The organism is Stenotrophomonas sp. STEN020 (assembly GCF_056760195.1).
The window spans coordinates 1-21,545 of sequence record NZ_JBRREI010000015.1; the positions used below are offsets into that span (position 1 = coordinate 1).

The following is a 21,545-nucleotide window of genomic DNA, read 5'->3' on the forward strand; positions in this document are numbered from 1 at the left end:
CCGCTGGCACGGGGCGTCCTACAAACCCCTCAAAACGGCCCCCCTGCTGGTTTGGGGGGGTTTGTTTCGGCGGGGCGGTTTTCGCGCGGGGTTACGCCGCGAAGCCGGCAGCAATGACGGGCCAGACAAGCCCGCAATCAGATGATCGACCTGCTTCGCGGTTTACGCCGCTCCTACAAATCCGACCTGCATCACCGGGACCGCCATTCGGCTGGCAGCGCCCAACGCGCCACGCCGTCGCCACACAGACCGATCAGCGCGTCACCTTGCGGCGCCCAGTGCAACTGGCGTAGATCCCAGCAGGCAGAGCGACTGGGGTTCAAGGAAAGCGATTGACCGCTTTGCAGATTCCACACCGCCAGCACCGGGGTGCCGCCATCGTTACCGCCCAAGGCCAGCAGACGCCCGTCGGCCGAGGCCGTTGCCGCGTTCAAGGAGTTCAGGCCCGGCAATGCCAGTGAATGCCGAAGCTTGCCGCTGGCCAGATCCACCACATGCATACCCGGATCGCGCCTGTTGCCTTCCATCAGCACGAAGCCGACCGCGACCCAACCACCTTTGCCCGAACCAAACGGCGCTGGCACCCACTGCGCCATGCCGGTGTCATCATTGCCATCGACCTTGCCAAAGCGACGCGGCAAGCTCAGTACGCGGCTGACCCGACCGGTAGTGCCATCCAATTCGGTCAAGCCCGCCGGATCCTCGATCCAGAAGCCCCGTCCCGGTCCGTCCCAGCGCACCGGCTTGACCAACGAGTTGCCGGGATAGCTGCCAACCACGCCCTGTCGTGTCGCGTCGAAGCGCTGCGCATAGACCCAGGGCTCACCGTCGGCCGACGGCATCGTCTGCGGCTGCAGTACACGTAATACGTCGCGGATACCGCCACCGCCATCCAGGGCATGGTCATACGGCACCGGCCTGCCTTGTGCATCCTGCATCCATTTCCAGCCGCCGCTGATCGGCTTACGCACACCGGCTGCCCAGCGCAGCGGATGTGCCAGCGCACGTTGCTGGTCCAGGCTGTAGCTGACGAGCTGCTGCTGCACCGCCAGCCAGGCATTGCGGCCCTGCGGGTCAACGCTCAGGCCAGCGCGGCCGGCATCCGCAGCTGCCTGCCACAGCCTCTGCGGCTTGTCGCCCATGCCCGGCGCCCAGCGCCACAGGGCCTCGGGATAGCTGCTGAGCAGGAGCACGCTGCCATCGGCCAGCGGCCGCATGTCGTAGTAGTCACCACTGCCGAAGGGCAGCAGACGTTGCGCTGCGGTTGCGTCCTTGTTGCCGCCCGGCGCCGTCAAGATCGGTTCGACGATGCGACTGCCTGCCTGCACCGGCAGCTGCCAATCACTGGCGCTGACGCCGATCTGCAGCGCAGCGCCGGGCAGCACGCGCACGGCGTCATAAACCGGTGTGAACACCGCCTCAGGCACGCGGCGGCGGCTTAGACGTGGCGAGGGCCCACCGCCCATCACGTTGAACTCGCGCAGCTGGTCGACGATGCCGCCGTTCGGATTTGGCCAGTCGTCGGTGCGGCTCAAGGTGATCACCGTAGCCGGTTTGCCCAGTGCTTCGTCGACCTGCATGACCCGCACTTCGATTGTGCTTCTGGCGCGACCAAGTACACCATGTTTCTGTTCGGCGCTGGCCTGCCAGCTGGCAAAGCTACCCTGCAGTTCGGCCAGCTTGTCGCTCATTGCATCGACCGTTGGATCGCGCTGCAGGCGTTGCTCACGCAGCGGCAGCTCTTCGGCCAACAACGCGCCCTGCTCCACCGCCGTACGCAATGCTGGCATGCGGTAGCGACGGATGAACTCGGCCTTCAGCTCCGGTCGGCGCGCGATCAGCACATTGCCCCAGCCGTGATCCATATAGGCCACGCGGGTGCGCTGTACCGATGCGTTGAACTTGCCCATCGGTGCCAGGCTGGCTTGTACCACCGGCAGCACTTGCTCGAACGGCAATGCCACCAGCAACTCGACCTGCTGCAGCGGGCGTTGGTTCTTTGCCAGCAACGGCGTCTGCAGGGCCGAGGGCAGGCCCTTCTCTGCTTCCTGTTGTGCTGTGGGCAGCAGCTGCCAGTTTGCCGGCAAGGGCGCGGCGGAGACCAACAACGAAGAGGTAATGCCGACCAGGCACAGGATCGCGCGGCAAGCGCTGGTGTTTGTCATGGGTCTTCCTTGGTGGTGCTGTGTCGGGATTCTGGAGGCGCCATATGTATGTGGGGAGCCCGTACCCTCACCCCAACCCCTCTCCCGGTGGGGGGCTGTAGTGCCGAGCCATGCTCGGCAGAGGCCTTACCGGCAATGTCCCAAGCGCAGCATGGCTGCGCTCTACAGCAAGAGCTGCCCTCACCCCAACCCCTCTCCCGTAAACGGGAGAGGGGCTTCAACGCACAAGCTTCAAAGCACAGCCCTCGCGCCTTACTTCCGCTCAACCGCACTCGCATCACGCGTCGCACGGAAACTTTCTTCCGGGCTCCAGTTCGGCCAGGCACGCGAGTTCGCCAGCTTCTCACCCAGGGTGTACAGCACTTCCAGGTCACGCGCGGCACCGGCGAAGGTCCAGTCGGCCTGCCATTCGTCGCCCTGCTGGTGGTAGCGCTTGGCGGTGTACTCGTCGGAGGCCTTCTTGCCGGCTGCTACGCCACCGTCGATCCAGTCCTGCCCCGCACCGTAGGACAGCGCCGGCACGCCGCGCTTGGCGAACGGGAAGTGATCGGAGCGGAAGAACAGGCCAGCTTCCGGCTTGGTGTCCGGGGTGTAACGGATGTCCCAAGCCTTGGCGACGTCCTTGAGCTGGTCCAGCAGCTCGACCTTGGCCGTGCCGTAGATGCCGAAGTCGCGCGAGGGGCTGTACGGCGACATGCCATCCATGTTGATCACGGCAACGGTCTTGGCCAGCGGGTACAGCGGATTGCTGGCGTAGTACTCCGAGCCCAGCAGGCCCTTTTCTTCCGCGGTTACCGCCAGGAACAACACCGAACGCTGCGGCTTGGGCTGGGTGGCAAAACCACGCGCCAGCTCGACCAGCGCGGCAGTGCCCGAGGCGTTGTCCATCGCACCATTGAAGATGCGGTCGCCGCGTGCGTCCGGCTCGCCCACGCCGATGTGATCCCAGTGGCCGGAATAGATCACGGTTTCGTCCGGATGGGTGCTGCCCTCCAGACGTGCGACCACGTTGTGCGAGGTGATGACTTCGTTCTTGACCTGGTAGTTGGCCGAGAAGGTTTCGCCCTTCAGCTCCACCGGCTGGAAGTCACGCGACTGCGCCTGCTTCTTCAGCGCTTCGAAATCCTGACCGGCGCGCTTGAACAATTCCACCGCCAGATCGCGCTGGATCCAGCCTTCCAGCGCCGGGTGCGCCTCGGCCGGGTTCTGCCGGACCACGTCGAACATGGTGTTGGTATTGGAACCAGCCACCGTCGCCCAGCCATAGGAAGCCGGTGCGGTCTCGTGGACGATCAGCACGCCGGCCGCGCCCTGGCGCGCGCCCTCTTCGTACTTGTACGTCCAGCGGCCGTAATAGGTCATGCCTTTGCCGTCGAAGTCACCGGTGCCGGATTCAAAATCCGGATCGTTGATCAGCACCACGGCAATCTTGCCCTTCAGGTCCACGCCCTTGAAGTCGTCCCAGTTGCGCTCCGGCGCCTTGACGCCATAGCCCAGAAACACCAGTGGTGCGTTGCTGATATCCACTGCGCTGGCACCGTTCATGGCGGCACGCACGGCGATTTCCTGGCCCTGGGTCAGCGTCTGCGGCTTGCCCTGGCTGCTCAGCGACAGCACCGGCTTGCCGACGATATCGCCCTTGAGCAGCGGCACAGCCTGTGTCCACAGGCGCTTGCCGTCCTGCAGGTCGCCGCCCGGCTGCATGCCGGCAGCAGCGAACTGCTTGCTCAGGAAAGCGATGGTCTTTTCCTCGCCCGCAGTCGCCGGGGAGCGACCTTCATAGGCGTCGGAGGAAAGCTCGCGGACGTCGGCCGAGATGCGTGCGCCATCAAACTTGGGCGGTGCAGCCATCAAGGCCGTGGATACCGACATCGCCAACAGGCTGATTACGACTCGTTTCACGCAGTACTCCAGTGGTAAGGCAAGCTTTGGAGTGTAGCCAGCCCAGCACGCTCGTGTGCAGTGTCTTATTACAGGGTTGCCACTCGCCTCAGCAACGCCTCGCGCTCGCGCGCATTGCTGCTCAGCTCAGCGGCCTGCTCGAAAGCCTGCCGCGCTTCGGGCGCACGCCCAAGCCGCGCCAGCAGATCACCGCGCACGGCCTGCAGTGGTGCGTAGCCTTGTAGCTGCGGGTCATCGATCAACGCCTGCAGCAAGCTCCAGGCCGGCGCTGCACCGTGGGCCTGCGCTACCGCCACAACACGATTGAGCTCCACCACCGGTGACGGCATCACCTCGGCCAGACGCGCATACAACGCAGCAATGGTTTGCCAATCGGTCTGCTCGGCCTGCCGTGCGCGCGCATGACAGGCGGCGATAGCAGCCTGCAATACATAGGCGTCATCGCCGCCGCCCAACTTCTCCGCCTGATCCAGCGCAGCTTGGCCGCGCGCGATCTGCAGCCAATCCCAACGGCTGCGGTCCTGATCCAGCAACAGCACGGCCGAGCCATCGGCCGCCACGCGGGCGCGCAGACGCGAGGCCTGCAGCTCCATCAAGGCCAACAGGCCGAGCACCGGTACGGTATTGGGCATCAAACCGGTCAGCACCCTGCACAGGCGCAGCGCTTCCTCGCATAGCGCTGGGCGCATCCAATCCTCACCGCTGCTGGCGGCATAGCCCTCGTTGAACACCAGATAGACCACGTCCAGCACCGACTGTAGCCGCACGGAAAGTTCATGCAGACGCGGCACTTCAAACGGCACCTTACGTTCGGCCAACAAGCGCTTGGCGCGGACGATGCGCTGGGCGATGGTGGGCTCGGGCAGCAGATAGGCGCGGGCGATTTCGGTTGTGCTCAAGCCGCATAGCAGGCGCAGGGTCAGTGCGACCCGTGCGTCAGCTGGTAACTCAGGATGGCAGGCGACGAACACCAACCGCAGCAGATCGTCACCGATGTCGTCCAGATGGTCGGACTGATCCGCGCCCATGGCGTAGTCCTGTTGTTCGTCGATGACCTGCGCCTGCCGCTGCGCATGCAGGCGACGCTGTCGCAACCGGTCAATTGCACGCCGCTGTGCGGTGGCCATCAACCAGGCGGCGGGATTGTCCGGGACGCCTTGCTTTGGCCAATGCTCCAATGCCGCGACCAATGCGTCCTGCGCAAGTTCTTCAGCGCTTTCGAGATCGCCGAGCATGCGTGCCAAACGCGCTATCAAGCGCGACGATTCCATGCGCCAGAGGGTCTCGAGCAATCGCTGCAGTTGTGGATCGGTCATAGGGCGCGATCAGAGCATCGTGGTGCGATCACCGCAAGTGAGCAACCTGCATTTGCGTGAGCGGCGGTAGTGCCGAGCCATGCTCGGCAAGGGCCTGCACCAGTGATGCGAAAAGCCAACCCCTCCCCAGCCCTCCCCTCCGCCTTCGACGCAAGGGAGGGGGCGACGCCTCACAACTGCACGAAAGGCTTGAACCCACCCCAGAACATGCGCTTGCCATCGAACGGCATGTCCTTTGGCCCCATGCCGGCCAGCCGTGGATCAGCCATCGCCTTGGCGTTTACCTTGTCGCGATGCGCACGCGAGCGGAACAGCACGTAGGCGAATATCACCACTTCGTCCTCCTTCAGCTTCACCGCCTGCGGAAACGAGGTGCGCTTGCCTGGCTTCACGTCCTCGGCCACTGCCTCTACATAGGCCAAGGCGCCATGTTCTTTCCACACTTTTCCGGCCTTGCGCGCGATGCGTTTGTAATCATCGATTCTCGCGCTGGGCACCGGCAATACATATCCATCCACGTAAGCCATGATCGTCTCCTGGTTATTGGCCCGGCTCGCCATCCATATGGGCGATTTCCCACAGGTGGCCATCCAGATCCTGGAAGCCGCGCTGGTACATGAAGCCGTAGTCACGCGCCGGCATCGGCTCGCTGCCACCTGCGGCCAAGGCCTTGTCCACCAGCTCATCAACCGCCGTCCGGCTGACCGCCGACAAACAGGTGATCACCTCGGTCTGCTTGCGTGCATCGCTCAGCGGCTTGGTGGTGAAGGTCTGGAAGAACGGTTCCACCAGCAGCATCACGAAAATGCTGTCGCTGATCACCATGCAGGCGGCGTTGTCATCGCTGAACTGCGGGTTGAAGCTGTAGCCAAGCGCAGCAAAGAAGGTCCTGGAGGCCTGCAGGTCACGCACCGGAAGATTGACGAAGATCATCTGCGGGTTGCTCATGCTCAGCCCTCCGCCGGCATCGGCTTCATGCAGTTGACCATCCACGGCTTGCCGTAGCGGTCCAGCAACATGCCCCAGCGGTGCGCCCAGAAGGTTTCGGCAAGCGCCATCTGCACCTGCCCACCTTCGGCCAGGGCTGCGAACACGCGTTCGGCCTCCTCGATGCTGTCGACGTCGACATTGATGGTGGTGGCGCTGCCGCCAGCGCCTTGCGGACCATCAGCAGCCATCAGCGTCGCGCCGCCGGCTTCAACCTGACAGTGCGCGACCTGATCCGCTTGCGGCATGAAACCGCCGCAACCTTCCGCGTCCATGTCCGGACTGGGCGGCATGTCGCTGTACTTCATTTCCGATACAACCTTGCCGCCCAAGGCCTTGGCGTAGAACGCCATCGCCTCGTGGGTCTGGCCGTTGAAGCCCAAAAAAGGAATCAATTTCATCGTCTTGCTCCTGCTGCTCGGGGTTGGGTTCAGTTGTTGCGTTCGATCTGCTCGCGTAAACGCTGCTCCTGCGCCTGCAATTCCGGAGTGAAGGCCGCACCGAAATCTTCAGCTTCGAAGAACGGCCGGATTTCCACTTCCACTGCACTGCCGTTGGTTGGGGTGAATGGGGCACGCTTGAGCCACTCCACCGCCTCATCCAGCGAACGCACCTGCCACAGCCAGAAGCCGGCAACGAGCTCGCGGGTTTCGGCGAACGGGCCATCGATCACGCTGCGGCCTTCGGCGGCGAAACGCACCCGCGCCGCCTGCGACGTGGGCTTCAAACCCTCGCCGGCCAGCATGATGCCGGCCTTGACCAGTTCTTCGTTGAAAGCGCCCATCGCTGCGATCTCCGCCTGCGTGGGCATGACCCCGGCCTCGGTCTCGGAGGTGGCTTTCACCAGCACCATCACTTTCATCACTGTGCTCCGTTGCAGGCGGCATGCCCGCTACACATCAGGTACGACGATGCACAACGGGCAACCTCGACAAGCTCCCGGCACCTTTTTATGAATGGATTCATGCGGCAACGCAGCACACGCGATGCGACATCATGTGCAACCCCTGCGCCTGAGGCTGGACCCATGAAGTTCATGCTGTTGATCTACATCGACCCGCAACTGCTGCAGACCTTGCCTGGCGACGACTACGACGCGCTGATGCGTGGCTGCCTGCAACACGCCGATGCCCTGCAGGCGCAGGGCACCTTGCTGATGTCGCAACGTCTGCAGCCAGCAGCCAGCGCACAGACCCTGCGCAGCCGTCAGGGCCAGTCGCGGATCATCGATGGCCCGTTCGCGGAGACACGCGAAATCCTCGCCGGTTTCAACCTGATCGAAGCAGCAGACGCCGATGAGGCCATGCGCATCGCCAGGCAATTCCCGTGGGCGGCTTACGGCAGCATCGAGGTACGGGCGGTGGATGATCTGGATGCTGAGCGGGTGCGGGTCAGGGCGTGATCTCCATTCGCAGATTTGTACCCGCCCATGCAACAGGCCGGTGCAAACAATTCGCTCAGGCCCCAAGGGAGCTGCTCCCCTCGCCCGGGTCCCTTATGGACTGCACTCAGTAAAGCTGAAGCGCCAACTCTTTACCTGCCACCGCCGCATTGCCGCTGAAGTCCTTGGCACTGATCCGGATCGTGTAAATACCTGGCTGCAGCTCCATCGGCTGCAGCTCTCCGCTGGCCAACAAACCATCACGCACGGTATTGGTCAGCACATAGCGGAAGCGGGTACTGCTGCTGCCATGCACGGTGATGCCACTATCGGCGGCATAGGCGAGCTTCACTGCCTCGCGCTGCGGCGGCATGCGGTTGAAGATGATGTTGGTACGCGGTTGTTCGTAACCGGGCAGTGCTTGGCCACCCGCATCGAGGATCTGATAGCCAAGGCTGTATAGGCCAAGGCGGCGACGCGGCAGGTTGTTGTCGACCTGGTCCCAGGCTTCCACCACCAACTGCAGGCCCCCGCCATCGCGTGGCACCTGCAGGCGGCCATCAACCTTTTCGGTCAAACGTTGATTGTTGCTGTCGAGCAGGGCGATGTCGTCGATCTTCGGGGCGACGTGATCGGCGTAGTTGGAGAAACCAAGACGCACCGCGTTGCGTTCATAACCTGACGGTCCCACGGCAAGATGCACATGCGCCTGGTTGTTGATGCTGCCCAGCGCATCTCCTGGCTGGAAGCGGGTACCGCGACGCACGCGCACCCGATCCAGCTGGCCTGCTTCGTCGTACACGAGCTGCATGCGCGCTGGATCCAGCCCGCGATTGGCTGCATCGCGACCAACTTTCATGTGGATGTAGTCGAGCTTGTCCAACGACAGGCCCTCGGCTTGGCCCCCCAGCGTCCAGGTCGATGCGGGGCTGCTGACCTTGGCACTGGCGACGGCCAGCACGGTCTGGCCCACATCACCGCGCACATCGAAACCGCTATGCAGATGATGGCGGCTCTCGCCGCTGAAGTTGCCACGCACCTCGCCCAGCGTGCCGGTCACTTCATGCCAGCCCAGCTGTGGTGCCAGCGGCCAACGCCCCTGGTTGGCGGGTAGCGGATTATCTGCCGATGGCCCGAGCTGCGGCAGCATCTGCACTGTGGTCGCGGTGCGCGGCACAAGGTGATGGATGCGATAGGCATCAGCGTCGCTCAACAGCAGGCTGCCATCGGGTGCCAACGCCAATCCCGCTGGACGCGCGAAACGCTGCGCGTCGTTGCCAGCGATGGCCACCCTATGGCCATGCGGTGACAGCTGCACCACGCGCCCGCTGAGGCGCTCGCCCACATAGACCACGTCGTCATGGGTGATGGCCAGGGTCATCGGCCCCCACAGCACGCGTTCGGCATCGGGTATGCCAACGCGGGTGCTGACCATGCCGGTGCTGCTGACCGTGCGCAGCGCGTTGTTCTGCAGATCGGCGACCCACAGATTGCCGTGGCTGTCGAACTTCAGGTCGGTCGGCGTATCAAAACGTGCCTGTGCGCCTTGCCCGTCTTCCCAACCCGGCAGTGCGCCGCCAGCCAGGGTGCTGACCGTGCCGTCAGCAGCTATCACACGGATGCGGTCATTCCAGGTATCGGCGACATAGACGCGGCCGTCCGCACCCACCGCCACGCCCATGGGTCCATTGAAGCGCGCCTGCGCGCCCTTGCCGTCGGCGAAGCCTGGCGTGCCATCACCGGCCAGGGTAGTGACCTGGCCCTGCGTGCTGATCCTGCGGATGGCGTGGTTACCGGTGTCGGCCACATAAAGATTGCCTTGTGCATCCAAGGCGATGCCCGAAGGCGTGTTGAACTTCGCCGCAGCGCCCTGCCCGTCGGCAAAGCCTTCAATGCCACCAGCCAGAACCTGGAAGGCACCGTCCAAGCCGCGATACAGAATGCGATTGTTGTCGCCGGCATCGGCGACGAACAACAGGCCACCGCCCATCGCCAGCCCCCAGGGATCACTGAAGCGGGTCTGTGCAGCCTTGCCGGCGCTGTTACCCGCCACGCCATCTCCACCCAGCAGCTCGATCTGCGCCTGCCAGCCCAGCGGCGTAGGCAGCGGACCAGCTGGCGCGGGCGGCTGCGGTGACCACACGAAGGTGGCAGCCAGCGCGGCGGCGGTCACGGCGATGACGGCAATTGCCCAATATTTGCGATCCATGTACACCCAACCAACTACGGACCCGGCACCATAGACGCTCACGGCCCGCGGCGAAACCGCCGAAAGCCCTGCATGGTGGAGAACCGTATGCATCTATATCTGCAAGAAGAGGCGATCCGGCTGCAGGCTGGGCAGAGCACGGATATCAGCCTGTCGCTGTCACTGCCCTCGTTGTTGGAGGCGGGACTGCAGCATTTCCCGCCTTCGGAGCAGGCAATGGAACAGGCCATCGCCAGCACCGAAGATGCCTTGATGCCGTGGATTCCGGCCCTGCGCCTGGATTCGTTGGAGGTATTGGAGTGTGCCGATGCGGTGCTGGCTCCCTTGCCGGGCGTGCTGGGCTATCCGCCGCAAGCGATCTGTGAGCTGGACATCGACGAAGTCGAGCGGGCGTTCAACCAGCTGGCACAGGTTGCGGCGGGGATGCCGGCAAAGAGCCTGGATATCCCTGAGCGCCCGGATTTCGTGGCCGCGCTGGTGGTGGTGCGTGAGCTGATGCACCACGTCGGATGGGAGCAGTTGCGGTTGCTGGAAGCTGGGCTGGCTGGTGCTGAGAATTAGAGCAAGAGCAACAGCACCCCTCCCCAGCCCTCCCCTGCTGCGCAAGGGAGGGGGCTCAAGCCAAAACTGCAGCGCCGCGCGAACCTCCCCTCCCTTTGCCGCAGGCAAGGGGAGGATTGGGGAGGGGTGCCTCTGCTCCGTTTTTGCCTTTCCCAGTCCCGAAAAACCCACTACAAAGCAGGCTTCTCCGGCGCCGTCCCCATCGCCTCCCGGTAACGCCCATACAAGGCCAGCACCTTGTCCACGTATTGCCGCGTCTCCGCATAGGGCGGCACTCCGCCATAGCGTGCCACCACGCCGATCCCGGCGTTGTAAGCCGCTGCCGCCAACGTCCGGTCACCGTTGTAGCGACGCAGCAGCGATTTCATGTAACGCGCGCCACCACTGATGGATTGTGCCGGCGACAAGGGATCACTCACCCCGTACTCGGTTGCCGTCTCCGGCATCAACTGCATCACCCCCTGTGCGCCCTTAGGCGATACCGCTTTTTCGTCGAACGCACTTTCTGCATGAGCGACCGCACGCAGCCAGGCATCGTCCACGCCGGTGGCCTTGGCAGCGGCGCGGAATTGCGGGGCATGCCGGTTCAACTGCGGCGTGCCTACCCGGCCCAGTCCTTCATGCGCAGGCTCACCCGGCGGCGTGGCCACGGTGAAGCGCAGGTAAGGCGTTGAGCCCGGCAGATTGCGGGTGGAATAGACCAGCTTGCCGTCCTGCTCACGCTCATACAGAGTGCCGCTGAACACACCGAAGTTGCCCCATAGATTGGGCGTCTGCACGGCGTTGTCATCGACCTCGATAGCCTTGCAGCTGGAGCCTGGCTCCGGCGCAGTGGCCATGCTGACCGTGCCCTTCTGCACGCAGCGGTACACCGTGCGCGCCTGCAACGGCGAGCACAGCCCGTACAACAGCAGCAACAGCACAAGCGCGGCCGCGCGCGGCATGGGGCCGGATCCAATCGTGAGGAAGGAGACGATGCTGAGCCTGCCTGTTTGAACGGCAGGTGATGAAAAACCCGCCAATCGCGCCCAGAATGAATACCTGCTTTCCAGCCCCTTCCAGCGCCCATGACTGTGCCCCTGCTCGGCTTTGACAACCCCCAGTTCCATACCGGACGCAACACCAGCGTACGGCGAGGCGCGCGTTGGCACGGAGTGGCATTGGCGTTTATCGAACTGGGTGAAGGCCGCCAGATTGGTCCATTGTCACTGCAGACCGAGCTGCGGGCCTTTGATGCCCTGGATGAAGCCGATCTGCGCGATGAGCATGATCCTGACTGTCGTACGCCTGCAGGATTGCTTGCGGTGATGCAGCGCTTGTATCCCGGGTTTCACAGCGATGAGCTGGTGACGCTAGTGCATTTCCGGGTGGAGTGAGAGCGCAGACGTCAGAGAAGCGAACAGATCGGCTTTGAGCTTTGAGCTTTGGGCTTTGGGCTTTGGGCTTCGGCTTTGAGCTCTAGCTCTAGCTCTAGCTCTAGCTCTAGCTTTGAGTCTTCCCTTCTCCCGTTCACGGGAGAAGGTGGTGCGAAGCACCGGATGAGGGGAGCTTTTGCTTTTGCTTTTGCTTTTGCTTCAACCAAAACCCAAAACCACAAAAGCTCCCGCCGCAATCAACGCCCCTGCGCCGCCCGCAGATGCCCGCCCACCGGCACCGAGAACGCGCGCCCATCGGCAACATCCCAATTGATCGACCAGGTCATCACGCCACGGAAATCCGGATGCGGCTGACTCGGCTTCACCTCATCACACTGAGTAGCCGTGGTCAGGCAATCGAAGGCACGATTGATATCCGCTGGCGTCGCATAACCATTGCCTGCAGCGCGCAAACCCGACGGCAACGCCAGCGCAACCTGATCGGCACGCAGCCCTGCAAACCGCCCCTTGCCACTGGCCAGATCAAAACCTTCAATCAGCATCTTGGCCGAGCCAACCATCATGTCCACGCTGCCACCCGGGTACTTCTCGGCACGGTAAGGCGTGGGCAGCCCACCATTGTTGTAGAGCTGCACGTGCAGCAGATCCAATTCCTCACGCAGGCCGTCGATCAGCGGCAGATAGGCACCCCAGATACCTTCCATCGACACAAAGCCGCCCTGCACGTACGGGTGCTCCGGTGCCATCGACACGTACAGGTTCGGGTACATGCCGTGCAGGCGCTTCACCGCCGAGATCAGGTGCGGCGTAACCGGTGCACCGTGCACCACACCGGCAATCTTCTCCAGATCAACATCGATGCCATCGAAGCCATAGGTATTGATCGCATCGGCGGTGGTGCGGACGAAGTTGTCTTCATCACGCTGCGTGTTCAAGGTCACCGTGCCCAGCTCACCACCGAACGACAGCACCACGATCTTGCCCTGCGCACGCTTGGCGGCGATGTCGGCGATCAGCTGCGTGCGATCCAATGCGCGATCCGGGTTGAACGCCACCTTGCCTTCGCCCTTGTCATCGGCGAAAGCCAGCACGATCACGTCCCAGCTTTCATCCACCTTGCCGACCGGCAAGACGCCAATACCGTTGTCGAAGTTGTGCAGATAGCCAACCAGCGCATGCTTGGGTAGCGCATGGCTATGCCCGGGAGCGACGCCCACGCCTGCGGACGGCACCGGCACCGGCTTTGCCTGACAGCCAAATGTGGAAGCAAGCGCCAACGTGGAGAACAACAGTCCGATCGACTTCATCACAACACCAGAAAAGGAAGACGCCCGATTCTAGGCATGCGAAACCAGCAAAAAGCCATTTAAAGACAACAACTTATAAAAGTCGTCCTGGTTTGTCCCGGTTTGTCCGCGGCATGACGCGCAGCCTGATCAATGGACACCGGCAATGACGACAGCAAGGCTCGCCACTGGCCCGCGATGACCTCCGCTCAAGTGCACATTTTCATGCGTCGCTCGGCGTCCCATAGCGCGCGACGGGCCATGTCGTAGGCGCTGTCGGCCGCACTGAGCAGGCTGTGCACTGCCTCCACCGGATCGGCCCCGTTGTTGTAGCGGTACTCGGCGCGTTGCAGTGCATCCAGATGTGTCATCACCGGGGCAAGCCATTGCCTTCGCTGCTGCGCATTGCAACGTGGATAGCGCTGCTCCAGTGCGCCCAGCGCAACACGAATGCGACGGCTGGCCTCACCCTTCATGTCCGGCGCTTTCTCGTAACGGATGGGCGCCGCCTTATAGGCATCTCCGGTAGCTTCGCTACCGAGGTCGGACTTGCGCTCATGCAGGTTGGGATTGAACGCCACCTCAGGCGGGCGCCTTGCCTGCGCCGGCTGGATGTCCGCGCCGTGAATCAAACGCGAACCGATCTGACCCAGGGTCGGCGGCTTGGTCTTGTCCTCGAACATGCCGGAAACCATTTTCTCCAGCGGCCGCTCGCCAACGCCGGCAGCCAGTTCATCACGGTGTTCGAACACGCGTTCGGTCGCACTCTTCTGGCGCGGATCAGCGCCGTCCTTGGGCACCGCCAAGTTGCCGTCCTTGCCATACAGTCGCTGCGACCACCCCGCCTGCGCTGCCGCAGGTGCGCTCGCCGCTGCCGGCGCAGGTGGCGCATTGGCTGCAACCGCTCGCCGATCGACTACCGCCGTGACCGGTGCGGTGTGCTCATGCGACACCGCTGCCGTCGTCGCTTGTTGCGGCAGTAACGGCACGGCAGGCGCCGCTGACGGCGCCAACCAGCGCAGCTGGATCCGCGTCTCTTCCCGCGCTACGTTCAGCTCCGGCAGCTGCAACATAAGGCGCGCCAGCCCTGACATGAATGCCAAGGCAATAACGCCGGCGGTCAGTCGGGTCGATAGCGGTTCGGCTGAACGGTCAGAACGCATGCAACTCCATCAGAAACACGACGCAGAGCACTAACCGGCCCTGTCACGGTACAAACGCACAGGACAGAGACCGACAAGAGCGCAACGAGTTCCACGATTGTGCCCTTCGAATGCGTGAACCTGTGGCAAGAGTGGGTCATCATCGGGCAAACGCCGTCATCGTTCGCAGCACAAGGAGCCGTACGTGAATACCGTTGCAGCACAGAACCTGGATGAAAGCATCGCCAAGCAGCTGTTCTTTGGCCATATCGCCGAAGATGTATTGTTCCCCTACCCCCAGATCCGCGAGCGTGACCGCGAGATGCTGGGCGCGATGACCGATGCCATCGACCAGTTCCTGGCCGACAAGGCCGCCGATCTGCGCCAGTACGACCGTGATGCCGAGCAGCCGCCGGAGTTCATCCAGGCACTGCGTGACATGGGTCTGTTCGGCCTGATCATCCCCGAGGAATTCGGTGGGCTGGAGCTGTCCAACGGTGCCTATGCGCGCGTGTTGGGCCAGACCAGCAGCCATGACAGCTCGGTGTCGCTGACCATAGGTGCGCACAGTTCGATCGGCATGAAGGGCTTGTTGCTGTTCGGCAACGATGAGCAGAAACAGCGCTACCTGCCCAAGCTGGCCAGCGGCGAGATGATCGCCGCGTTCTGCCTGACCGAATCCGGCGCTGGCTCCGATGCTGCGGCCATCCGCACCAAGGCACACCGCAACGACGACGGCAGTTGGACGCTAAGCGGCGAGAAGATCTGGATCACCAACGGCGGCATCGCCGATTTCTATACCGTATTCGCACGCACCGACACGCCGGAAGGCAAGGTCACCGCCTTCATCGTCGAAGCCGGCTGGGAAGGCGTCAGCCACGGCCCGCACGAAGACAAGATGGGCATCCGCGCCTCGTCCACCACCACGGTCGCCTTCAGCGATGTACGTGTGCCCGCAGCCAACGTGCTGGGCCCGGTCGGCAAGGGCTTCAAGGTGGCGATGAACATCCTCAACAGCGGCCGCACCGGTCTGGGCGGCGGCGCCGTGGGCGGCATGCGTGCGCTGATCCGCATGGCCTGCGCCCAAGCCAACGAGCGCAAACAGTTTGGTCAGCCGATTGCCGAGTTCGGTCTGGTGCGCGAAAAGATCGCGCAGATGAGCGCCGACTGTTTCGCCGCCGAAAGCACGGTGTGGATGGTGGCGCATCTGATCGACAGCGGTCGCAGCGATTACTCGGTGGAAGCGGCGATGAGCAAGATCTTCGCCAGCGAAGCGGTGCAGCGCAGCTGCTACGAGGCGCTACAGATCGCCGCCGGCAACGGCTTCATGCGTGAACTTCCGTATGAGCAGATGACCCGTGACACGCGCATCCTTTCGATCTTCGAAGGCACCAACGAGATCCTGCGCCTGTATGTGGCACTGAATGGCCTGAAGGGTGTTGGCGCGACGCTGAGTGAACTGCAGACTGCAGTCGGCGGCATCTTCAACGACCCGATCAAGGGCTTCGGCGTGCTTAGCGATTACGCTGGCCGCCGCGTGCGCGAGGCTACCGGCTATGGCACCGGCCGTATTCGTGCACCGCTCAACGATGCACTGCGGCCATTGGCGCGCTTGTGCGAGAAGTACACAGTGGAACTGTCCAAGGCCTCGGACCGGCTGCTGCGCAAGCACGGCAAGAAGATCGCCGACCAGCAGCACGCACAGAAGCGCGTAGCCGATATCGCCATCGATCTCTTTGTCGGCCTGTGCGTGCTGTCGCGCGTGGAGAGCCTGCTGCAGGCGGGACACCCGGCAGCCGACGACGCAGTGAAGATCGCCCGCCTGTTTGCCCGCCAGGCGCGCCGACGCATGGCGCGCAACGTACGCGGGCTGGAGCGCAACGAAGACGACATCGTCGAATCGCTGGCGGCATCGGTACTGGAGCGCGGCGGCTATGCCTGGGATGTGATGTAAACCATGTGTTTTGTGGGAGCGGCGTAAGCCGCGAAGCCACAGCGCCATCTGCCGAGGGAGTTCCTGCAATTGCAAACTCCCAGGCAACCGGCAAGTGCATCAGCTTCGCGGCTGATGCCGCTCCCACAGCAGCATCACCTGCGGCCAACGCTTGTGGGAGCGGTGTAAACCGCGAAGCCATCGAACTACCGGCCGAAGAAGATCCTGTAATTGCAATCAACCTGGTGATCGGCAGTTCCACCGGCTTCGCGGCTTACGCCGCTCCTACAACGGCAGGTCGTCCACAGCCAGCTCACCCTCACGCAGCACCCGCCGCATCAATGCCCGCCCCTGTCGGTCCAACCCCAGCACGCGCGGTTTCACGCCATGCTGGCGATAGCGGCTGACCACCTTCTCCAGCGCTGCTACTGCGGTGATATCCCACAGCTGGGCGCCGGATAGATCAATCACCACCGCACGCCTATCAGCCACACGCGGGTCAAACGCATCAATGAACGCATCTGCCGACGCAAAGAACACCTGCCCGCGCACCACATAGCGAAGGCTCCCATCAGCCTGATCCAGCGCTTCCACACGCAGCAGGCGCGCTACCTTCAACGCGAAGAACACCCCGCTCAGCAGCACACCAACGCCAACACCGGCCGCCAGATTGTGCGTACCCGAGGTCACTGCCACCGTCGCCAGCATCACCACACCAGACAGACGCGGATGCCGTACCAGGGCGCCAAGGCTGCGCCAATCAAAGGTAGACACGCTGACCATCACCATGATCGCCACCAGTGCGATCACCGGCACCTGGCCAACCCAGGGCTTCAGCAACACCATCAGCACCAGCAGGAACACGCCAGCAAACAAGGTCGAAAGCCGACCACGACCGCCGTACTTCACGTTGCCGACGGTCTGCCCGATCATGCCGCAGCCGGCAATGCCGCCGAACAGGCTGGCGGTGATATTGGCTACGCCCAGACCGGTGCATTCTCTGTTCTTGGAACTGGGCGTATCGGTGAGCTCATCGACCACCCGTGCCGTCATCATCGACTCCAGCAGGCCCACCATCGCGATCGCCAAGGCCGGCATCGCGATGATGCGCAGCGTTTCCAGATCAAACGGCAACGATGGCAGACCCATCCATTGCGGCAGGGCATCCGGCAATTTCCCCAGATCGGCGACGGTGGGCAGATCGAGCTTCAACCACGACGCCAGCACGCTCAGCACCACGATGCAGATCAGCGGGGAGGGAATCGCACGGACGCCTGGCAGGGGCAGCCGCGGCAGTCCGTAGATGACCAGTAGTCCCAGCGCCAACATCGCCCAGGTGGCGGCAGTGGCCCCATGCAGCTGCGGCAACTGGGCGGCGAAGATCAGGATGGCAAGCGCGTTGACGAAACCAGTACGCACCGAGCTGCTGACAAAGCGCATCAGCACGCCTAGCCGCAGCACGCCGAACACGATCTGGATGACGCCCGCCAACAGACCCGCGGCAAACAGATAGGGCAGACCATGCGCGCTGATCAGCGGCGCCGCCACCAAGGCCACCGAACCCGCAGCCGCGGTAATCATCGCCGGCCGCCCGCCGAACACCGCGATGACGATGCTCAGCACGAAGGAGGCGAACAGGCCGACCTGCGGGTCCACCCCAGCCACGAACGAGAACGCTATGACCTCGGGGATCAGCGCAAACGTGGCCACCGCACCGGCCAACATTTCACGCAGGGGATTGGCACGCCATTGCGCCAGTTCAGAATGCAGGAAGGACATACGGGCTGGCCGCCAGCGCTGACCGATGAGGTGCGGCAGTGCGGGCAGAATCAAGGTAAGGGGCGCGAATTATGCCCGCTTGAGTTGCTGGGTGCTGGTTGGGCTGGCTTTCGTGAACGTCCAAAGCTACCCCTCCCCGGCCCTCCCCTTTGCTCCGCAAAAGGGAGGGGGCAGAAGCTCCCTCCCCTTGCCGCAGGCAAGGGGAGGGCTGGGGAGGGGTGCCTTTCGAGCAGAACCAAAACCCTAGAACCAACCCTGCGGTAGCATTCCCTCCCCCGCATCGCCTTCGCCCCCCATGCCCCACTACACCGGCCCCCTGCTAACCCGCCCTCTGCTGGAGCAGCTGCAAAGCGCTTTGAAGAAAGGCAGCAGCGAGTTCAGCGCATCGCTCGACCTCGGCCGCAGCCAGGACACGGTCAGTCTCAGCGCCGACAGCTGGCACTACCGCGGCCAGCACTACCCGTGGCCGGCCAAGCTCAAGGACCGCACCATCTACTACTGGGATGGCGAGGAGTTCAGTGCTGCCTCGCGCTTCGGCAGCGGACTGTACAAGCTGGTGCCCACCGACTGGGGTATCCCCACCTTCGAGATCGACGGCATCAAGATGCTGGTCAGCGCGCAGATCTCGCCGCTGGACGATGCCCGCCGCAAGGTGGCGCTGGTGGAGCCACGCGGCAAACAGGTGCTCGATACCTGCGGCGGTATGGGTTACTTCGCCGCCTGCTGCCTGGATGAAGGCGTGGCCGCCATCCGCTCCTTTGAAAAGAGCCCCGAAGTGCTGTGGCTGCGCACCCTGAACCCGTGGTCACCGGATCCCGATGGTGAACACGCTGGCGGCCGCCTGCAGTTGAAGCATGGCGATGTCTCCAAGGAAATCGAAGACATCGCCGACGCCTCGATGGACGCCGTCCTGCACGACCCACCGCGCTTCGGCATTGCCGGCGAACTGTATTCGCAGGTGTTCTACGATCACCTCGCCCGCGTGCTGCGTAAAGGTGGCCGCCTATTCCACTACACCGGCGCCCCCAACAAGCTCACCAGCGGCCGCGATGTACCCCGTGAAGTCGCCACCCGACTGCAGAAAGCCGGTTTCAAGGCAGAACTTGCACTAGACGGCGTGCTCGCCACCCGCAAGTAACCTGCCTTTGTAGGAGCGGCGTAAGCCGCGAAGCTCGTACCCCATCAAGCCACAGTCCAATGGTTGCTTCATTGGCCCCAGCTTCGCGGCTCACGCCGCTCCCACAAAAAAACCTAGCTGTATACGCCCCGCCTTCACCTCTTCCGCGCGACACTGCGTACTCCGAAGCGGAGGCAGCCCATGGCAACCGAAACCGTACGCGGCAAAACCGTCACCATCCATTTCGACGGCGAGCGTTGCATCCACTCGCGCAACTGCGTGCTCAGCCATCCGGACGTATTCGTGCCGAATGTGGTGGGTAAATGGATCCACCCAGATGCAGTCGCCCCGGAAGAAGTGGAGCTGATCGCACGCAACTGCCCTTCCGGTGCCATCCGCTACGAATACAACGACGGCACGCACAGCGAACCGGCACCGGTGGTGAACCTGGTGCATATCCGTGAGAACGGCCCGCTCGCCTTCAACGCACCCCTGCTGATCGCCGGCAAGGACGAAGGCATGCGCGCCACGCTGTGTCGTTGCGGCGAATCGCACAACAAACCTTTCTGCGATCACCGCCATGTCGAGTGCGGCTTCATCGCTACCGGTGAACCGGCGGAGAAGAAATCCGAAGCACTGCCACAACGCGATGGTCCGCTGCAGGTTAATCCAACAAAGAACGGCCCATTGCACGTCATCGGCAATCTCGAAGTCGTCAGCGGCACCGGCCGCACCATCGACCGGCTCACTGAAACCTGGCTGTGCCGCTGCGGCCACTCCAACAACAAGCCCTTCTGCGATGGCAGCCACAAGAAGGTTGGGTTCCAAGCCGATGGCGAGTAGTTAGATGCATTGAACAGAACCACTTGAGTGATCCGGGAACTCCGGATCAAACGCTGAACTGGAGCGTCTAGACCATCCGGTCAGGCTAGCGTTTGCAACCGGTCAGATTGCGGAATCTTGGTTATAGATCGTAGGAAAGCAGGTCATACCCCGTCGCCGCACGCACCACGCGCTGGTGTACGAACGAGCCGCTTCCACCATTGGTCAGCACCACGATGCCACGCCGCCGCTGCGCATCACCAATCGCGAAATTCTTGAAGATGCCGCTATTGCTGCCGGAGTGATAGAACACCGGGCCGTCGCGGGTCTGCTCCGTGTTCCAACCCAGCCCTTTCTCGGTCCATCGTCCAGGCAAGCTGATCTGCGGCGTGAGCATCGCCTGCCGCGCAGCCTCGCTGATCTCCCATGACGCAGGTTGCCGGCCGGCCATCATCAGACTCAGGAAGCTCGCATAATCCTGCACCGTCGTGCGCAGGCTTGCTGCCGCATTGGCAAGGATATCGCCCGGCCATGTCACCAAACCCGGCGGCGCCAGCGCCAGCACTTCAGGCATTGCCCGTTCGGCATCTGCGTACTTCCATGCCGACAGCGGCTTACCCCAACGATCTGCGATCTGCTGGGCGACACCCCATTGTTCGCGGAGCACCTGGCGCGGCATTCCGGCGTCGGTTCGATCGTGCGCAGGATGTCCATAGACCGAGCGTGCCGCCAGATCCGCATTCCATGTGTAGCTGCTGTCGTTCATACCAGCCGGACCAAACAGATGCACCTGCATCGATTCATCCAGGCTCTGGCCGGTGATTGTCTCAACTACCAGTTGCAGCCACACGAAGGCCTCACCGGAATAGTTGATGCGCGTACCTGGCTTCACCATCGGCACCAGCTTCTCGGTTGATGGAGACTTGCGCCAATCAGGCAGGCCGGTCGTGTGCCGCAGCACATCGCGCGCGGTGATCAGCGCAAGCCACGGATGATCGCCGAGATAGTCGGGCCGCCGATAGCCCACCAGTGGAACATCCAGATCGATCCGCCCCTGCTCCACCAGTTGCATCACCAGATAGGCGAACATCGGCTTGCTGAGCGAAGCATCCTCGAACACCGTACGCGCATCGACTAGCGTGTGCGCCTGCGCATTGGCGAGGCCAAATCCCCTGCTCCACACCACAACACCATCTTCAACCACGGCGATGCCAACGCCCGGAACCGCGAAGGCCTGCATGATCCGGGGCAGCTCGGCGAGGAATGTGTCGTCCGGAATCCAGGAGTTGGTGGCAGCGTCCTTGCACGAAGCGGCCAGCGCACGCGCCGAAGGCAACGCGGCGAGAATGCCCAAGGTTGCGGAGTGGGTGATAAAGCGACGGCGACCTGAAACTGTGCGAATCGGCATTGCCAACAGCCTCCGTTACGGATTACTGAGCTTAGCCGGTGTTCGGGGAGAGTTGGGCGATACCTTTGGAAGCGTTGTCGCCTGCACGTAGAACCGCACCGGCCCATCCAAAGAACAACAGCGCAGTGCCTGCGCTGTTGTTCCAGGGGCGAGGGGGTTGG

The 21,545-nt window shown here is 63.1% G+C and carries 19 protein-coding genes; 6 read left to right on the plus strand and 13 right to left on the minus strand.

The features are described from left to right. Nucleotides 1-191: 191 nt before the first annotated feature. The 7 genes from ACVOLZ_RS08455 to ACVOLZ_RS08485 all read right to left on the minus strand — a co-directional run bounded on the left by ACVOLZ_RS08455 (nucleotide 192) and on the right by ACVOLZ_RS08485 (nucleotide 7,232). Entirely contained in the window at nucleotides 192-2,165 is a 1,974-nt protein-coding gene (locus ACVOLZ_RS08455) for a hypothetical protein (RefSeq protein WP_481515774.1), read from the minus strand. Between the two features lie 252 nt (nucleotides 2,166-2,417). Continuing rightward, nucleotides 2,418-4,067, minus strand: coding sequence for a M28 family metallopeptidase (locus ACVOLZ_RS08460; protein ID WP_481515775.1), 1,650 nt, complete (start codon nucleotides 4,065-4,067; stop codon nucleotides 2,418-2,420). A gap of 68 nt (nucleotides 4,068-4,135) precedes the next feature. Then, a complete protein-coding gene (locus ACVOLZ_RS08465) occupies nucleotides 4,136-5,383 on the minus strand; it encodes an RNA polymerase sigma factor (RefSeq protein ID WP_481515776.1) in 1,248 nt (415 codons plus the stop codon). Between the two features lie 170 nt (nucleotides 5,384-5,553). Further along, a complete protein-coding gene (locus ACVOLZ_RS08470) occupies nucleotides 5,554-5,910 on the minus strand; it encodes a DUF1428 domain-containing protein (protein ID WP_481515777.1) in 357 nt (118 codons plus the stop codon). A gap of 13 nt (nucleotides 5,911-5,923) precedes the next feature. Beyond that, nucleotides 5,924-6,337 (minus strand): VOC family protein, encoded by a 414-nt coding sequence (locus ACVOLZ_RS08475; protein ID WP_481515834.1) that lies wholly within the window; start codon nucleotides 6,335-6,337, stop codon nucleotides 5,924-5,926. Further along, nucleotides 6,334-6,771: a VOC family protein gene (locus ACVOLZ_RS08480; protein ID WP_481515778.1), complete on the minus strand. Its 438-nt coding sequence runs from the start codon at nucleotides 6,769-6,771 to the stop codon at nucleotides 6,334-6,336. The genes ACVOLZ_RS08475 and ACVOLZ_RS08480 overlap by 4 nt, the downstream gene beginning before the upstream one ends. Before the next feature lie 29 nt (nucleotides 6,772-6,800). Continuing rightward, nucleotides 6,801-7,232 carry a YciI family protein gene (locus tag ACVOLZ_RS08485; RefSeq protein WP_481515779.1) on the minus strand — a complete coding sequence of 144 codons (432 nt, stop codon included), beginning with the start codon at nucleotides 7,230-7,232 and terminating at the stop codon, nucleotides 6,801-6,803. A gap of 165 nt (nucleotides 7,233-7,397) precedes the next feature. Here ACVOLZ_RS08485 and ACVOLZ_RS08490 point away from each other — a divergent pair, with 165 nt between their 5' ends. Next, the gene (locus ACVOLZ_RS08490) at nucleotides 7,398-7,772 is read left to right on the plus strand and encodes a YciI family protein (protein ID WP_481515780.1); all 375 of its coding nucleotides are present in this window, start codon (nucleotides 7,398-7,400) and stop codon (nucleotides 7,770-7,772) included. Between the two features lie 106 nt (nucleotides 7,773-7,878). On the opposite strand, the gene ACVOLZ_RS08495 is transcribed toward ACVOLZ_RS08490, so the two are convergent. Then, the gene (locus tag ACVOLZ_RS08495; protein WP_481515781.1) at nucleotides 7,879-9,960 is read right to left on the minus strand and encodes an NHL repeat-containing protein; all 2,082 of its coding nucleotides are present in this window, start codon (nucleotides 9,958-9,960) and stop codon (nucleotides 7,879-7,881) included. Between the two features lie 87 nt (nucleotides 9,961-10,047). Here ACVOLZ_RS08495 and ACVOLZ_RS08500 point away from each other — a divergent pair, with 87 nt between their 5' ends. Continuing rightward, nucleotides 10,048-10,521: a hypothetical protein gene (locus tag ACVOLZ_RS08500; RefSeq protein WP_481515782.1), complete on the plus strand. Its 474-nt coding sequence runs from the start codon at nucleotides 10,048-10,050 to the stop codon at nucleotides 10,519-10,521. A gap of 170 nt (nucleotides 10,522-10,691) precedes the next feature. On the opposite strand, the gene ACVOLZ_RS08505 is transcribed toward ACVOLZ_RS08500, so the two are convergent. After that, complete coding sequence (locus tag ACVOLZ_RS08505; protein ID WP_481515783.1) at nucleotides 10,692-11,465, minus strand: lytic transglycosylase domain-containing protein; 774 nt, start codon at nucleotides 11,463-11,465, stop codon at nucleotides 10,692-10,694. 123 nt (nucleotides 11,466-11,588) lie between these two features. On the opposite strand from ACVOLZ_RS08505, the gene ACVOLZ_RS08510 reads away from it, so the two are divergent. After that, the gene (locus ACVOLZ_RS08510) at nucleotides 11,589-11,897 is read left to right on the plus strand and encodes an ASCH domain-containing protein (RefSeq protein WP_481515784.1); all 309 of its coding nucleotides are present in this window, start codon (nucleotides 11,589-11,591) and stop codon (nucleotides 11,895-11,897) included. Between the two features lie 236 nt (nucleotides 11,898-12,133). Here ACVOLZ_RS08510 and ACVOLZ_RS08515 read toward each other — a convergent pair whose 3' ends face one another. Together ACVOLZ_RS08515 and ACVOLZ_RS08520 are read right to left on the minus strand one after the other, a co-directional pair. Continuing rightward, the gene (locus ACVOLZ_RS08515; protein WP_481515785.1) at nucleotides 12,134-13,204 is read right to left on the minus strand and encodes a chitinase; all 1,071 of its coding nucleotides are present in this window, start codon (nucleotides 13,202-13,204) and stop codon (nucleotides 12,134-12,136) included. A 188-nt stretch (nucleotides 13,205-13,392) separates the two neighbouring features. Continuing rightward, nucleotides 13,393-14,346, minus strand: coding sequence for a hypothetical protein (locus tag ACVOLZ_RS08520; protein WP_481515786.1), 954 nt, complete (start codon nucleotides 14,344-14,346; stop codon nucleotides 13,393-13,395). A 184-nt stretch (nucleotides 14,347-14,530) separates the two neighbouring features. Here ACVOLZ_RS08520 and ACVOLZ_RS08525 point away from each other — a divergent pair, with 184 nt between their 5' ends. Continuing rightward, nucleotides 14,531-16,279: an acyl-CoA dehydrogenase family protein gene (locus ACVOLZ_RS08525; protein WP_481515787.1), complete on the plus strand. Its 1,749-nt coding sequence runs from the start codon at nucleotides 14,531-14,533 to the stop codon at nucleotides 16,277-16,279. A gap of 264 nt (nucleotides 16,280-16,543) precedes the next feature. On the opposite strand, the gene ACVOLZ_RS08530 is transcribed toward ACVOLZ_RS08525, so the two are convergent. Further along, complete coding sequence (locus tag ACVOLZ_RS08530) at nucleotides 16,544-18,037, minus strand: SulP family inorganic anion transporter (RefSeq protein ID WP_481515788.1); 1,494 nt, start codon at nucleotides 18,035-18,037, stop codon at nucleotides 16,544-16,546. Nucleotides 18,038-18,332: 295 nt separating this feature from the next. Between ACVOLZ_RS08530 and ACVOLZ_RS08535 the strand changes: the two genes are divergently transcribed. Then, the gene (locus tag ACVOLZ_RS08535) at nucleotides 18,333-19,175 is read left to right on the plus strand and encodes a class I SAM-dependent methyltransferase (protein ID WP_481515789.1); all 843 of its coding nucleotides are present in this window, start codon (nucleotides 18,333-18,335) and stop codon (nucleotides 19,173-19,175) included. 180 nt (nucleotides 19,176-19,355) lie between these two features. Then, nucleotides 19,356-19,997, plus strand: a complete 642-nt coding sequence (locus tag ACVOLZ_RS08540) for a CDGSH iron-sulfur domain-containing protein (protein ID WP_481515790.1) — start codon at nucleotides 19,356-19,358, stop codon at nucleotides 19,995-19,997. A 121-nt stretch (nucleotides 19,998-20,118) separates the two neighbouring features. Here ACVOLZ_RS08540 and ACVOLZ_RS08545 read toward each other — a convergent pair whose 3' ends face one another. After that, the gene (locus tag ACVOLZ_RS08545; RefSeq protein ID WP_481515791.1) at nucleotides 20,119-21,384 is read right to left on the minus strand and encodes a serine hydrolase domain-containing protein; all 1,266 of its coding nucleotides are present in this window, start codon (nucleotides 21,382-21,384) and stop codon (nucleotides 20,119-20,121) included. Between the last annotated feature and the right edge of the window lie 161 nt (nucleotides 21,385-21,545).

Coding starts and splice junctions, on each gene's coding strand:
- ACVOLZ_RS08545 (WP_481515791.1), bottom strand. CDS start 21,384: ATGCCGATTCGCACAGTTTCAGGTCGCCGTCGCTTTATCACCCACTCC.
- ACVOLZ_RS08485 (WP_481515779.1), bottom strand. CDS start 7,232: ATGAAAGTGATGGTGCTGGTGAAAGCCACCTCCGAGACCGAGGCCGGG.
- ACVOLZ_RS08455 (WP_481515774.1), bottom strand. CDS start 2,165: ATGACAAACACCAGCGCTTGCCGCGCGATCCTGTGCCTGGTCGGCATT.
- ACVOLZ_RS08510 (WP_481515784.1), top strand. CDS start 11,589: ATGACTGTGCCCCTGCTCGGCTTTGACAACCCCCAGTTCCATACCGGA.
- ACVOLZ_RS08500 (WP_481515782.1), top strand. CDS start 10,048: ATGCATCTATATCTGCAAGAAGAGGCGATCCGGCTGCAGGCTGGGCAG.
- ACVOLZ_RS08465 (WP_481515776.1), bottom strand. CDS start 5,383: ATGACCGATCCACAACTGCAGCGATTGCTCGAGACCCTCTGGCGCATG.
- ACVOLZ_RS08530 (WP_481515788.1), bottom strand. CDS start 18,037: ATGTCCTTCCTGCATTCTGAACTGGCGCAATGGCGTGCCAATCCCCTG.
- ACVOLZ_RS08480 (WP_481515778.1), bottom strand. CDS start 6,771: ATGAAATTGATTCCTTTTTTGGGCTTCAACGGCCAGACCCACGAGGCG.
- ACVOLZ_RS08470 (WP_481515777.1), bottom strand. CDS start 5,910: ATGGCTTACGTGGATGGATATGTATTGCCGGTGCCCAGCGCGAGAATC.
- ACVOLZ_RS08520 (WP_481515786.1), bottom strand. CDS start 14,346: ATGCGTTCTGACCGTTCAGCCGAACCGCTATCGACCCGACTGACCGCC.
- ACVOLZ_RS08495 (WP_481515781.1), bottom strand. CDS start 9,960: ATGGATCGCAAATATTGGGCAATTGCCGTCATCGCCGTGACCGCCGCC.
- ACVOLZ_RS08535 (WP_481515789.1), top strand. CDS start 18,333: ATGCCCCACTACACCGGCCCCCTGCTAACCCGCCCTCTGCTGGAGCAG.
- ACVOLZ_RS08540 (WP_481515790.1), top strand. CDS start 19,356: ATGGCAACCGAAACCGTACGCGGCAAAACCGTCACCATCCATTTCGAC.
- ACVOLZ_RS08505 (WP_481515783.1), bottom strand. CDS start 11,465: ATGCCGCGCGCGGCCGCGCTTGTGCTGTTGCTGCTGTTGTACGGGCTG.
- ACVOLZ_RS08515 (WP_481515785.1), bottom strand. CDS start 13,204: ATGAAGTCGATCGGACTGTTGTTCTCCACGTTGGCGCTTGCTTCCACA.
- ACVOLZ_RS08490 (WP_481515780.1), top strand. CDS start 7,398: ATGAAGTTCATGCTGTTGATCTACATCGACCCGCAACTGCTGCAGACC.